Source organism: Lentzea pudingi (assembly GCF_014646255.1).
Lineage (GTDB): Bacteria > Actinomycetota > Actinomycetes > Mycobacteriales > Pseudonocardiaceae > Lentzea > Lentzea pudingi.
The window spans coordinates 94780-106275 of sequence record NZ_BMNC01000009.1 but is presented as its reverse complement, the minus strand read 5'-3'; the positions used below and the strand labels follow the sequence as shown (position 1 = coordinate 106275).

The following is an 11496-nucleotide window of genomic DNA, read 5'->3' as shown; positions in this document are numbered from 1 at the left end:
CAGAGTACTCCCTGGTCACACAGGTTTCTCGCACTTGCAAATTGCAGTTTGTAGGGTCCCGCAGGCGCGACACTGCGGTCGGACGCTTCCGGGCGTGCGTTCCCGCAGAAACGGTGTCCGGCCAGAGACCGGCCCTACGCGCCTACATGCCAGGTCACATGGGGTTTGAGGCCGCTACCGTGCCGCCGCTACGCCCCTACGCTGTAGGGGCACCCGACCAGCGTTGTAGGGCCTATAGCACCCAATTGCTCACGTCTCCGCTATGCGGAAACCGTTGGTGCGCTTGGGCTTTCGCCCCCAAAGAGGCACGACCCGCACAGCAGTCGGACACGCCCGACTCAGATGTTCCGAAAGATGTCACGGGACGGTGGGACGTATTGCCAGGTCAGTGGCCATGCAGGAACCTCATCAGACGCGCCTTAGTTGTGGCCGAGGAGCTGCACTTCGGGCGGGCGGCGGCACGGCTGCTGATCGCGGGGCCGTCGTTGTCGCAGCAGATCAAAGCGCTCGAACGGGACCTCGGTGTGCCGTTGTTCGCCCGCGATCGGCGGACGGTGGCGTTGACGTCCGCCGGGGCCGCGCTGGTCCCCGAGGTGCGGGCGCTGCTCGAACGGGCCGACGAGCTGCAACGGCACGCGCGGCAGCTGTCCGGGTCGCGGCCGGTGCGGATCGGGTACGTCAACTGGCTGCCGCCGGACCTCACCGCGCGCACGGCCGGGGTCGCGCAGCTCTACGTGGACGCGTGGGTCGTGCCGTCGCACCAGCAGGCGGCGCGCGTGGCGGACGGCAGCCTCGACCTCGCCGTGTGCTGGATCCGCCGGACCGAGGCCGCGCAGCTCGGGCTGAAGGCGCAGCTGCTCGGCGCCGACCGGCTCTACGCGGTGGCGGTGGGCACGGACACGAGTCCGGTGAAGGCCAAGGACATCGCGGTGCTGGTGGACGACGACGTGACGTCGTGGCAGTCCTGGAACGACTACGCCGAAGAGTTCGCACGGGACACGGGCTGCCGGGTGAGGCGCATCCACAACGGCGCGATCACCGGGCCGGCGTTCTTCGACCACGTGCGGGTGTGCACGACGCCGGTCCTGAACTCGCCGAAGGGGCAGACCACGCCGTTGCCGCCGGACCTCGTCGCACGGCCCGTCGTCGACCCCGAGGTGCTGTGGACGTGGTCGCTCGTGCGGCGGGAGGACGAGGAGCGCGAGGACGTCATCGCGGCCGCCGAGGCCATCGTGCGCAGCGTGGGCGACCTCGGTCTGGACCGCGCGTGGCTGCCCTCGGACGACCCCTACCGTGCGCTGGGAGGCTGAGCCTCCCACGAGGGAGGAAAGGGGTCGCAATTCCGCGAAATCAGAAGCGGGAGTGCGCTGTTGTGGCTGTCAGAACAGCTACTCCTCCTTCGAAAGCGAGCAAGAAAATGACCAGCAAGGTGGCAATCGTCACGGGAGCGTCGCAGGGAATTGGCGCGGCACTCGTTCCCGCCTATCGCAAGCTCGGTTATTCGGTTGTCGCGGTGTCGCGTTCCATCGGCGCTTCCGACGACCCCGAGGTGCTCGCGATCCGCGCCGACCTCTCGAAGCCCGGTGAGGGCGCGCGGGTCGTCGAGGAGGCGCTGGCGCGGTTCGGCCGCGTCGACGCTCTCGTCAACAACGCCGGCATCTTCGTCGCCAAGCCGTTCACGGAGTACACCGACGAGGACTTCGCAGACGTCACCGGCACCAACCTCGTCGGGTTCTTCGACATCACGCGCAGCGCCGTCAAGGCGATGGAGACCGGGGGCGGTCACGTCGTGAACGTGTCCACGAGCCTCGTCGACCACGCGCTGTCGGCGGTGCCGTCCGCCCTCGCGTCGCTGACCAAGGGCGGTCTGAACGCCGTCACGAAGTCGCTCGCGGTCGAGTACGCGGCGCGGAACATCCGCTTCAACACGGTCGCGCTCGGCATCATCAAGACGCCGATGCACGCCCCGGAGACCCACGAGGCGCTCGCCGGGTTGCACCCCGCCGGCCGCATCGGCGAGATCTCCGAGGTGGTCGACGCGATCACCTTCCTGGAACAGGCCGGCTTCGTCACGGGCGAGATCCTGCACGTCGACGGCGGCCAGAGCGCGGGGCACTGACATGGTCATCGAGAACGTCATGGACCGGTGGAAGGACGCCGTCGACGCGCACGAACCGGAGCGCGTGGCGGCCGTCTTCACCGAGGACGCCATTTTCCAGGGCCTCCACCCCTATGGTGTGGGAAGGGCCGCGGTCGCCGAGTACTACGATTCCCAGCCCATTGGGCTGAAAGCCGAGTACAAGGTGCTGGAAACAAGAAGGCTGGCCGACGATCTCGTTCTCGGCTATGTGAACGTCGATTTCTCGTTCGCCGACCGGCCGACGATCAACGTGTACCTGAGCGTGCTCGTGAAGGGAGACCTGATCGCGCACTACCAGGTCTCCCGACTCGCCTAACGCCTGCGCGGCTCCCGGCCGAACGGCGACTTCGGTCGCTCGACGTCGGGAGCCTTCGGGATCGGCATGGTCACCGGGGCGTCCTTCCTGATCGTGATCGGCTCCCCGTGGTGCCTCGTGGTCAGCTCCGTGCCGTCCACGATCCGGTAGACCGCCTCGTTCTCCCGCACCTCCACGCCGATCCTCGTGCCCTGGAAGGACATCCGGAACGAGAACCGGCTCAGCTGCTCCGGCAGCCGCGGAGCGAACGTGAGCTCGCCGCCGTGGTCACGCATTCCGCCGAACCCCGCCACCAACGCCGTCCACGCGCCCGCCAGGGACGCCATGTGCAGGCCGTTCGTGACGTTCTCGTGCAGGTCGTGGAGATCGGTGAACGCCGCCTCGACGAGGTAGTCGTAGGCCAGCCCGAGGTGCCCGACCTCAGCCGCCAGCACCGCCTGCGTGCCCGCGGACAACGACGAGTCGCGCACCGTCCGTGCCTCGTAGTACGCGAAGTTGCGGACCTTCTCCTCGTCGGTGAACGCGTCACCGCGCACGTGCATCGCGAGCACCAGGTCGGCCTGCTTGATGACCTGCTTGCGGTAGAGGTCGAAGTACGGGAAGTGCAGCAGCAGCGGGTACTTCTCCTCCGGGGTGTTCTCGAAGTCCCACTCCGCGTGCTTGGTGAAGTTGTCCGCCTGCGGGTGCACCTGCAGCATCTCGTCGTACGGGATCGACATCGCGTCCGCGGCCCTGCGCCAGGTCGCGATCTCTTCTTCCGTGACGTCACACGGGTTGCGCTCAGCGGCGTCCGCTGCCGCCCACAGGTTCTGCTGGGCGATCAGGTTGGTGTAGACGTTGTTGTCGACGATCGCCGAGTACTCGTCCGGGCCCGTCACGCCGTCGATGCGGAACCCGTCGTGCGGGTCGTGGTGGCCCAGCGACAGCCACAGCCGAGCGGTCTCCACGAGGATCTCGGTCGCCTGGTCGCGGTCGAAGTCCTCGTCGTTCGTGGCGTTCAGGTACTGCTGCACGGCGTACGCGACGTCGCCCGACACGTGGAACGCGGCCGTGCCCGCGGGCCAGTAGGCGCTGCACTCGGCGCCGTTGATCGAACGCCACGGGAAAGCGGCACCCTTGAGCCCCAGAACCTTCGCGCGTTCGCGGGCCTTGTCCAAAGTGGAGTGACGCCATCGCAGCGCGTCACGGGCGGCGTCCGGAACCGTGTAGGTGAGCACCGGCAGCACGAACATCTCGGTGTCCCAGAACGCGTGACCGTCGTAGCCGGGCCCGGTGAGGCCCTTGCCGGGGATGGCCCGCGTCTCGCCCCTGGCCCCGGCCTGCAGGATGTGGAACAACGCGAACCTGATCGCCTGCTGCAGCTCGTCGTCGCCGTCGATCTCGATGTCGGCGACCTCCCAGAAGTCCTCCAGGAACGCCTTCTGCTCCGCCAGCAACCCGTCCCAGCCGGTCTGGCAGGCTCCCGCCAGCGCGGCCTCCACCTGGGCCCGCAACGCCGGGGTCGACCGCTGCCCCGACCAGCCGTAGGCGAGGTACTTGGTGAGCTGGAGGCGCCCGCCCGCGGGCACGTCGACGGCCGCGGTGAAGCGGGCCAGGTCGTCCTCCGCCCGGATCTCCGTGCGCGGCCCGTCGTGCAGGTCGTTGTCCGACGGGGTGACCGAGACCTCGTGGTCCATCGCGGCGGCCATGCGCAGGTCGGACACCTTGGTGCGGTGGCACAGCACGGCCCGCGACTTCTCTGCCATCGTGAAGTCGTTGACCAGCGGTGAGTCCAGCGCGGCGGCGACGCGGGGATCGTTGCTGCGGCTCTTGGTCGGCTCGTTGGCCAGCAGGTCCGACTGCACGACCAGCTGCAGGTCGTCCTCCGGCTCGACCTCGTAGCGGATCGCGGCGACCGCCCGCTGTGAGAACGACACGAGCCGTTCGCTGCGCACGGTCACACGCCGGCCCGTCGGCGACTCCCAGACCGTGCGGCGGCGCAGCGTTCCGGTGCGGAAGTCGAGCGTGCGTTCGTGCTCGATCGCTTCGCCGTACCGCATGTCCAGCGGCTCGTCCTCGACCAGCAACCGGATGATCTTGCCGTCGGTGACGTTGACGACGGTCTGACCCGCCTCGGGGTAGCCGTAGCCGCCCTCCCCGTACGGCAGCTCGTGCTCCTCGTAGAAACCGTTGAGGTACGTGCCGGGCAGACCGCGCGGCTCACCCTCGTCGAGCGTGCCGCGCAGGCCGATGTGGCCGTTGGACAGCGCGAACGTCGACTCGGTCTGGTGCAGGTGGTCCACCGACAGGCCCTGCCAGCGCAGCTGCCACGGTTCGACGGCGTAGCTCATGAGAGCAGCTCGTCGAGCTCGTCGACGACCACGTCGGCGCCGCCTGCCTTGAGCGCGTCCGCCTGGTGACCGCGGTCGACCCCGACGACGAACCCGAAGCCGCCGTCGTGACCCGCCTTCACGCCCGCGAGCGCGTCCTCGAAGACCGCGGCGTGCTCGGGTGCCGTCTTGAGTCGCCGGGCACCCTCGATGAACGAGTCCGGGGCCGGTTTGCCCCGGAGGTTCGACGCGATGATGACGTTGCCGTCCACCAGCGCGTCGACGTAGTCCAGCAGGTTGCCCGCCCGCAGCACGCGCATGGCGTTGGCCGACGACGTGACGACGCCGATCGGCAGACCGGCCTCCTTCGCCGCCTGGACGTACTGGACCGACGCGGGGTACGGGGTGATGCCCTGTTCGTCGATGATGGTGTTGACCAGGTCGTTCTTCTGGTCGCCGATGCGCCGGACCTCGTCCTCCGACGGCGTGAGGCCGCGTGAGGTGAGGAAGCTGCGGACGCCGTCGTAGCGCGGTTTGCCGTCCACGTACGCCAGGTAGTCCTGTTCGCTGAACGGCTGGCCCATGGCTTCGAACGTCTGCCGCCACGCCTGCCGGTGCAGCACGGCGGTGCTGGTGAGCACGCCGTCGAGGTCGAAGAGCAACGCGGTGATCTTCTCCGGGATGCCGAGGCTCATATGACGATCATGCACCCGTCTCGCCGACATCGCTGCGCTCTTCTTTGAGGCGTTCATCGAGCGGTCGCGGGTGCGCCTGCTCGTACTCGGTCATCCCGTACTTGGTGACCCCGGACCAGCCCTCCTCCGGCTCGGTCTCCAACGGGTCGTGCTGCAGGTTGTCCTCGTCGAGGGCCTCGAAGCTGTCGCTGTCCTGCGGGACGTAGGCGCCGCGTTCTTCGCTCATGTCCGTGGCAATACCCAGTTCTGCCCTATCCGATGCTTTGACCCACCAGCGAGCCGATCGCGTACGTCACGCCCATGGCGATCAGGCCGCCCGCGACGTTGCGCACGACCGCCCGGCGTTTGCCCGCGCCGCTGAGCTTCGCGCTGATGAAACCGGTCAGGGCGAGGGTGAGGACGGCGGCGAGGACCGTGACCGGCACGCGGAGGCTGGTCGGGGTGTACGCGATCGCGGCCAGGGGGAGGAGCGCGCCGATCGTGAACGAGATGAAGCTCGCGATGGCGGCGCCCCACGGGTTCGTCAGCTCGTCCGGGTCGATGTGCAGCTCGGCCTCCGCGTGCGCGCCCAGCGCGTCGTGCTCGGTGAGCTGCCTCGCGACCTCCTCCGCCGTCTCCTCGTCGAGGCCCTTGCCCTCGTAGATCTCCTTGAGCTCTTCGAGCTCCTCCTCGGGCATGTCCCGGAGCTCCTGCCGTTCCTTGGCGAGGAGGGCGCGCTCGGCGTCGCGCTGGCTGCTGACGGACACGTACTCACCGCTCGCCATGGACATCGCACCCGCGAAGAGGCCCGCGAGGCCCGCCACGAGGATCTGGGCGCGGTCCGTGGTGGCACCGGCGACACCCACCACGAGGCTGGCGGTCGACACGATGCCGTCGTTCGCGCCGAGGACGCCCGCCCGGAGCCAGTTCATCCGATCGCCGGTGACCTCGTCGTGAGGCTCGTGGTGCGTCATTTGCGCAGGTTAGCGGTCGTGTGGAGGCGCTGCACGAGGCTTGTGGGTGACGGACGGCGCTCTGCTGAACGGGTGAGTTCTGCCTGGTCAGCGGCTGGAGGTTCATTTTTTGTCAGACCCCCGTGGCAGCATGTCGAACAGGTGTTCGTGTGCGTGCTAGAGGAGGTCAGTTTCCGATGCAGATCGAACCCAACCGCTGGCCAGGCCGCGTGGTGCCGTCCACCAACTCGGACGTGGACGTCGCCGTCGAGTCCCTGTGCGTGCGCGCGTCCTGGGCCGACGCCGACCGCCGCTGGGTGCGGCGCCTGCTCGAGCCGTGGTTCAAGGCGGGCTGGAGCGTCGACGCCCTGCTCGTGGCCATCGACAAGAAGCCGGACGGCACCCGCCAGGGCCGCCCCCGTTCCCGCGCGCAGGTGGCGCACGAGTTCCTGCGCGCCCGCCTGCGCACCTGGACGGCCGACGGAGCCGCCCTCGCCAAGCCCCCACTCCAGGGCGTCACCCTGGGCGAGTGGTACCGCGTGAACCGCCGCAACGCCGCGCTGAACGCCCCGCGCCGCGGCACAGGCCTGTCGTCGGAAGGGCGGCAGGCGCGTGCGGAGACCCGGGCGCTGGCCCACCGGCGCGACCCGGTGGAGCGCAGCCGCGAGAAGGGGCGCCGCCGCCAGGAGGTGCTCGACAGCCTGCTTGTGCCGGGGCAGGAGGTGCCGTCGTTCGCCGACTCGTGGCGGCTGGTCGCGGAGATCATCCCGGTGCCGCGGGTGTGCTCGGCCTGCGGGCACGTGCGGAACGAGGTGTCGCGGCCCGCGCACCGCGTCGCCTAGGGAGGCGGTTGTACTGGGGGAGCGCCCGCGCCGACGGCGTCTCTGTGCTGGAGGGGCGTGGTGTCGTGAGATCGCGTCTGTCGCGTCAAGGGGGCAGGCCGGTGCCGGTTCGGGGCTCGAGGCTGACGTCGCCTGCGGCTTGTGGGCTCGGCAGTTCCGCCTGCGGCCCGTGAGCTCGGCCCGATTCCCGGCTTTTCGCCCGCCACCGGGCGTTCTACCTGCGACTTCACCCCACAGCGGTTGAAACCCGCCCACCTCGGGAACACCGGACGAGTTTCTTGTTTCCGATGTGAGGGGCCGACATGCTCGAAGTGACGCCGATGGCCGCCGAGGTCATCAACGAGCTGACGTCGCAGACAGAAGGCACCACGGAAGACATCGGCCTGCGTTTCGCCCTGGCCACCGAGCAGGAGAGCCAGGCGCTGGAACTGTCGCTCAGCGAGGCCGTCGACGGCGACGAGGTGGTGGCCGCCCCGGCGGGCGCCAAGGTTCTCCTGGAGCCGGCGGCCGCGCAGTACCTGGAGGACAAGGTCCTCGACGTGCGTCAGGACGCCGAGGGCAACCCGGCCTTCGCGATCGCGCGGCAGGACCAGCCCGGCTGAGACCGCGAACGCTCGGCCGGACCCCGGCATGCGGAACGGGCCGGGCTCCTCAGCGACGAGGAGCCCGGCCCGTTCCGGTGAGCACCCCGAGATCAGGGGATGGTCAGCACCTGACCGGGGTGGATGAGGTCCGGGTTCGCGATGCCGTTGGCGTTCGCGATCTCCATGTACCGGTTGCCGTCGCCGTAGAAGCGCTCGGCGATCGCCCAGAGCGAGTCGCCGCCCTCGACGGAGTAGGTCCGCACGGCCGGGGCGGCGGGTGCGGCCGGGGCCTCCTCGACCACGGGCGCCGGAGCGGCTGCCTCGGGGGTGGCCTGCGGCGAGTCGGTGTTGGTGTTGGACGCCCAGCGGGCGCCGCCGTCGCTGCCGAAGACGACCAGGTTCCTGTCGTCCTGCAGGACCAGGCGCGAGCCCTCGTTGCCCTGGGTGCCGGTGGACCACACGGCGTTGTCCTCGCTCGTGTAGAGCACGAAGTTGCCGTCGGCCTGCAGCGCCGCACGCACCGCGCCCTTGCCGTCGGTGCCGCTGGCCCACACCGTGCCGGTGTTCTCCGACAGGACGAGGTTGCCGTCGGACTGCAGGGTCAGCATGTACCCGTTGGCGCTCGTCAGCTGCTGGCCGCGGGTGAGTTCCTGCCCGGCTTGCAAGGTGTCCACGCAAAGCTCCACTTCGGACGATGACGGCCGCCCGAACCGGCGGCGCCCGAAGCGCAAACTAGCCAAGGCGCCACCGTCTCGCCGGGCCAGGAGCGCACGTGCACCCGAGGGAGTGAAAAACGCCCCCTGCCCGCAGGCAGGAGGCGTTCAGCACGAGCAGGAGATCAGCCCTCGATGCGGCGGATGGCCGTGACCGGGCCGATCGAGTCGATGTCGGCGATCCTCACCGGCACGCCCTCGGTCGACGCGTGCACGGCGCGAATGCCGTCCACCGCCATCGCCACGTGGGACTGGCTGGAGTAGTAGACCAGGATGTCGCCGGCCTTGACCTCGCTGCGGCTCACCGGACGACCGGCGGCCGCCTGGGCGTAGCTGGTGCGGCCGATGGAGACGCCCGCCGAGCGGTACGCGGCCTGGATCAGCGAGGAGCAGTCCCACGAGTTCGGGCCGTTGGAGCCGTAGACGTAGGGCTTGCCGCGCTCGCCCAGCGCGAACTGCAGGGCACGGCCCGCGGTACCCGCCGGAACCGAGATGTTCGACATGTCGCCGGACGCGGCCAGCTGGTTCTTCACCGTGGTGCTGAGCGAGCGGTACTGGTTCTGCGCCTCGGCGAGCTGCTTGTCGAGATCGGCCTTCTTCTGGTCCATCTCGGCGAGGAGCTTCTTCGACGCCTCGGTCGCCTCGGTGGCCGACTTCGTCGCCGCGTCGGCCGCGTTGACGGCGTCGGTCAGCTTCTGCAGCGCGTCCGCGTTGTCGGCCGCGAGGATGTTGATGGCCGACATGCGGTTGAGGAAGTCCTGCTGCGAGTCGCTCACCAGCAGCGCGGAGATCTGGCTGAAGTTCGCGCCGGAGTTGGTGGCCTCGGTGAGGAGGTCGACCTGCCCGCGGAGAGACTCCTCGGCCTGCTGCGCGGCGGTGAGGTCGCCCTTGGCCTTTTCCAGTTGACCCTGCTTGGCCTTCAGGTCGTCCTGGGCCTTGAGGTGGTCCTGGTTGAGCTTGGACGCCTGCTCGGACAGCTCGTTGTACTTCTTGAGCGCGTCGGCGGCGTTGGGTTGTGCGGTGGCCGGCGCCGTGGGGAGTGCCGCCGCGACAACTGCTGCTGTCGCTACGAGAGCTCCACGCACGATGCGGCGTGAGGGTTGCGACACCACGTCGCGGTTCCTCCTTTTTCCTGGCAGCCGCCCCGCGAGAACTACTCCGCGTGAGACGACAACCTTGGCGGGTGCCCCGAGTGGGTTAACTGCTGGGCCGAAGGTCTCGGACAGGTTACGGAATGACCTTGCCCTCGTCTACCACCGGGTCCCCATCAGTTCACCGGCCCGCACGCTCTCACAGTCGTCCACGTGGGTTTATCGCGGGGTGGGAGAGACGCGTCACCCGACAACCCGGCGAATCACCGAAATGGGTCCGATGGAGTCGATGTTCGCGACCTTCACCGGCACGCCCTCGGTCGACGCGTGCACGGCCCGAGTGCCGTCGATGGCCATGGCCACGTGCGACTGACCGGAGTAGTAGATGATCAGGTCGCCCGCCGTGACCTCGCCTCGTCCCACGCCGCGGCCGACCTTCGCCTGGTCGTAGGTGACGCGCGGGATGCTCACGCCGGCGGCCCGGTAGGAGGCCTGCATCAGCGACGAGCAGTCCCACGAGTTCGGTCCGTTCGACCCGAACACGTACGGCTTGCCCTGCTGGCTCATCGCGAAGTTGAGGGCCGCGCCGGCCGCGCCCGCGGGCGCGTTCACCGTCACCTTGGGTCCGGTGCTCGCCAGCGTCTGCTGCTGCGGCCTGGTCAGCGACTGGTACTTCGACCGCGCGGTGGACACCTGCGCGTCCATGGCGACCTTGCGGGTGGAGACGTCGGCGGCGAGCTTCTCCGCGGCGGACGCGGCGGTGGTGGCGTCGGTGCGGGCCTTCTGCGCCGCCGCGAGCGTGGCGTTCATCCGCTCCACCGCCTCGTTCTGGTCGGTGGCGATGATGTTCATCGCCTGCATCCGCTCCAGGAAGTCCACCTGGGACGACGACGTGAGCAGCGCCGACAGGTTGGTGAACCGGGCGCCCTCGAACGACGCCTCCGTCAGCACGTCGACCTGGCCGCGGAACTGCTCCGACTCGGCCAGCGCCTTCTTCTCCGCCTCGGTGGCGGCGACCACGATCCCGTTCGCCCTGCCCAGGTCGCCCTGCGCCTTGAGGTGGTCCTGGCTGAGCTTCTCGGCCTCCCGCGTCAGGTCGTTGTAGACCTTGAGCGCGTCGTCGGCGGGCTGTGCGTGCGCCGAAGGCATCGACACCACCGTCGCGGCGATCACAGCGGCAAGAGCGGTCGTCCTAGCTGCACGTCGGCCGGGCACGCGGCCTCCTCAGGAGTCGGAATCGGCTTCTGAGGAGGCGTACGGCCGAACGGGTGCAAAGGTTCAGTCGAACTCGATGAGCGGTCTCCCGGCGACGACCAGGGGACAGTCGGACTCGACGTCCACCAGTTCGTCGGCGAGTGCGGGAAAGGCCGTGACGAGGGCCGTTCCCGCTGCTGTGGCGATGCGTGAAGAAACGGCCACGAAGAGCGACTAAAGAATGCAAAAGGGGCAGATCGGGCGCCGTCACCCGATCAGGCGGCCCGGTGTGCCTCGATCGAGGCACGGCACGCGGCGATCAGGCGGGCGGTGGCGGCGCTCCCCCCGCACCCGCAGCGGGGGCAGCGCATCGCGACGGCACCGGCGAGCTCGTCGACCACGACGCCCAGCGGGGAGTCGCAGCCGCGGCACCAGCGGTGCCGCGTGACCGGGTTGACGTGCACGGGCGACGACACGCACTGGTGGATCCACCTGCCGTGCACGTGGCAGGTCAGGCGGTCGTCCGGCGCCAGGGCGCCGTCGTCCTCGGCGTGGTCCTCCTCGACCAGTGTGGCGATGAGCGTGGCGATCATGGCGACCCTCCGATCTCCGAACCTGCCTTCTGCAAGGACGTCGAACCGGCGAGGCCGGAATCGACACGCTTCCCCGGGTTTCTTCCA

At 69.2% G+C, this 11496-nt stretch carries 14 protein-coding genes; 5 read left to right on the top strand and 9 right to left on the bottom strand.

Going from position 1 to position 11496, the window contains the following annotated elements; genetic code table 11:
- Window positions 1–425: 425 nt before the first annotated feature.
- From IEY88_RS28395 to IEY88_RS28385, 3 genes are all read left to right on the top strand, one after another.
- Window positions 426–1310, top strand: a complete 885-nt coding sequence (locus IEY88_RS28395; RefSeq protein WP_229693844.1) for a LysR family transcriptional regulator — start codon at window positions 426–428, stop codon at window positions 1308–1310.
- Between the two features lie 107 nt (window positions 1311–1417).
- On the top strand, window positions 1418–2119 hold the full coding sequence (locus IEY88_RS28390; protein WP_189157935.1) for an SDR family NAD(P)-dependent oxidoreductase: 702 nt from the start codon (window positions 1418–1420) through the stop codon (window positions 2117–2119).
- 1 nt (window position 2120) lies between these two features.
- Window positions 2121–2456: an SgcJ/EcaC family oxidoreductase gene (locus tag IEY88_RS28385; protein ID WP_189157934.1), complete on the top strand. Its 336-nt coding sequence runs from the start codon at window positions 2121–2123 to the stop codon at window positions 2454–2456.
- Here IEY88_RS28385 and IEY88_RS28380 read toward each other — a convergent pair.
- The 4 genes from IEY88_RS28380 to IEY88_RS28365 are packed head-to-tail and all read right to left on the bottom strand — an operon-like array spanning window position 2453 to window position 6413.
- Window positions 2453–4786 carry a glycoside hydrolase family 65 protein gene (locus tag IEY88_RS28380; RefSeq protein ID WP_189157933.1) on the bottom strand — a complete coding sequence of 778 codons (2334 nt, stop codon included), beginning with the start codon at window positions 4784–4786 and terminating at the stop codon, window positions 2453–2455. The genes IEY88_RS28385 and IEY88_RS28380 overlap by 4 nt on opposite strands.
- Window positions 4783–5460 (bottom strand): HAD family hydrolase, encoded by a 678-nt coding sequence (locus IEY88_RS28375; RefSeq protein ID WP_189157932.1) that lies wholly within the window; start codon window positions 5458–5460, stop codon window positions 4783–4785. Before IEY88_RS28375 ends, IEY88_RS28380 begins: the two co-directional genes overlap by 4 nt.
- A 7-nt stretch (window positions 5461–5467) precedes the next feature.
- Entirely contained in the window at window positions 5468–5686 is a 219-nt protein-coding gene (locus IEY88_RS28370) for a hypothetical protein (protein WP_189157931.1), read from the bottom strand.
- Window positions 5687–5711: 25 nt separating this feature from the next.
- The gene (locus tag IEY88_RS28365) at window positions 5712–6413 is read right to left on the bottom strand and encodes a VIT1/CCC1 transporter family protein (RefSeq protein ID WP_189157930.1); all 702 of its coding nucleotides are present in this window, start codon (window positions 6411–6413) and stop codon (window positions 5712–5714) included.
- 176 nt (window positions 6414–6589) lie between these two features.
- On the opposite strand from IEY88_RS28365, the gene IEY88_RS28360 reads away from it, so the two are divergent.
- Together IEY88_RS28360 and IEY88_RS28355 are read left to right on the top strand one after the other, a co-directional pair.
- On the top strand, window positions 6590–7234 hold the full coding sequence (locus IEY88_RS28360) for a hypothetical protein (RefSeq protein ID WP_189157929.1): 645 nt from the start codon (window positions 6590–6592) through the stop codon (window positions 7232–7234).
- 302 nt (window positions 7235–7536) lie between these two features.
- Entirely contained in the window at window positions 7537–7836 is a 300-nt protein-coding gene (locus tag IEY88_RS28355; protein ID WP_189157928.1) for an iron-sulfur cluster biosynthesis protein, read from the top strand.
- A gap of 92 nt (window positions 7837–7928) precedes the next feature.
- On the opposite strand, the gene IEY88_RS28350 is transcribed toward IEY88_RS28355, so the two are convergent.
- From IEY88_RS28350 to IEY88_RS28330, 5 genes are all read right to left on the bottom strand, one after another.
- The gene (locus IEY88_RS28350) at window positions 7929–8492 is read right to left on the bottom strand and encodes a LysM peptidoglycan-binding domain-containing protein (protein WP_229693843.1); all 564 of its coding nucleotides are present in this window, start codon (window positions 8490–8492) and stop codon (window positions 7929–7931) included.
- A gap of 164 nt (window positions 8493–8656) precedes the next feature.
- Window positions 8657–9643: a C40 family peptidase gene (locus IEY88_RS28345; protein WP_189157927.1), complete on the bottom strand. Its 987-nt coding sequence runs from the start codon at window positions 9641–9643 to the stop codon at window positions 8657–8659.
- A gap of 222 nt (window positions 9644–9865) precedes the next feature.
- Window positions 9866–10837, bottom strand: a complete 972-nt coding sequence (locus tag IEY88_RS28340; RefSeq protein WP_229693842.1) for a C40 family peptidase — start codon at window positions 10835–10837, stop codon at window positions 9866–9868.
- A gap of 63 nt (window positions 10838–10900) precedes the next feature.
- A complete protein-coding gene (locus tag IEY88_RS28335; RefSeq protein WP_189157926.1) occupies window positions 10901–11041 on the bottom strand; it encodes a hypothetical protein in 141 nt (46 codons plus the stop codon).
- 50 nt (window positions 11042–11091) lie between these two features.
- On the bottom strand, window positions 11092–11409 hold the full coding sequence (locus IEY88_RS28330; protein ID WP_189157925.1) for a hypothetical protein: 318 nt from the start codon (window positions 11407–11409) through the stop codon (window positions 11092–11094).
- Window positions 11410–11496 lie beyond the last annotated feature (87 nt).

Excerpts from the sequence above, each read along its gene's own strand:
- IEY88_RS28390 (WP_189157935.1), top strand. The coding sequence starts at position 1,418 with ATGACCAGCAAGGTGGCAATCGTCACGGGAGCGTCGCAGGGAATTGGC.
- IEY88_RS28385 (WP_189157934.1), top strand. The coding sequence starts at position 2,121 with ATGGTCATCGAGAACGTCATGGACCGGTGGAAGGACGCCGTCGACGCG.
- IEY88_RS28380 (WP_189157933.1), bottom strand. The coding sequence starts at position 4,786 with ATGAGCTACGCCGTCGAACCGTGGCAGCTGCGCTGGCAGGGCCTGTCG.
- IEY88_RS28375 (WP_189157932.1), bottom strand. The coding sequence starts at position 5,460 with ATGAGCCTCGGCATCCCGGAGAAGATCACCGCGTTGCTCTTCGACCTC.
- IEY88_RS28370 (WP_189157931.1), bottom strand. The coding sequence starts at position 5,686 with ATGAGCGAAGAACGCGGCGCCTACGTCCCGCAGGACAGCGACAGCTTC.
- IEY88_RS28365 (WP_189157930.1), bottom strand. The coding sequence starts at position 6,413 with ATGACGCACCACGAGCCTCACGACGAGGTCACCGGCGATCGGATGAAC.
- IEY88_RS28360 (WP_189157929.1), top strand. The coding sequence starts at position 6,590 with ATGCAGATCGAACCCAACCGCTGGCCAGGCCGCGTGGTGCCGTCCACC.
- IEY88_RS28355 (WP_189157928.1), top strand. The coding sequence starts at position 7,537 with ATGCTCGAAGTGACGCCGATGGCCGCCGAGGTCATCAACGAGCTGACG.
- IEY88_RS28330 (WP_189157925.1), bottom strand. The coding sequence starts at position 11,409 with ATGATCGCCACGCTCATCGCCACACTGGTCGAGGAGGACCACGCCGAG.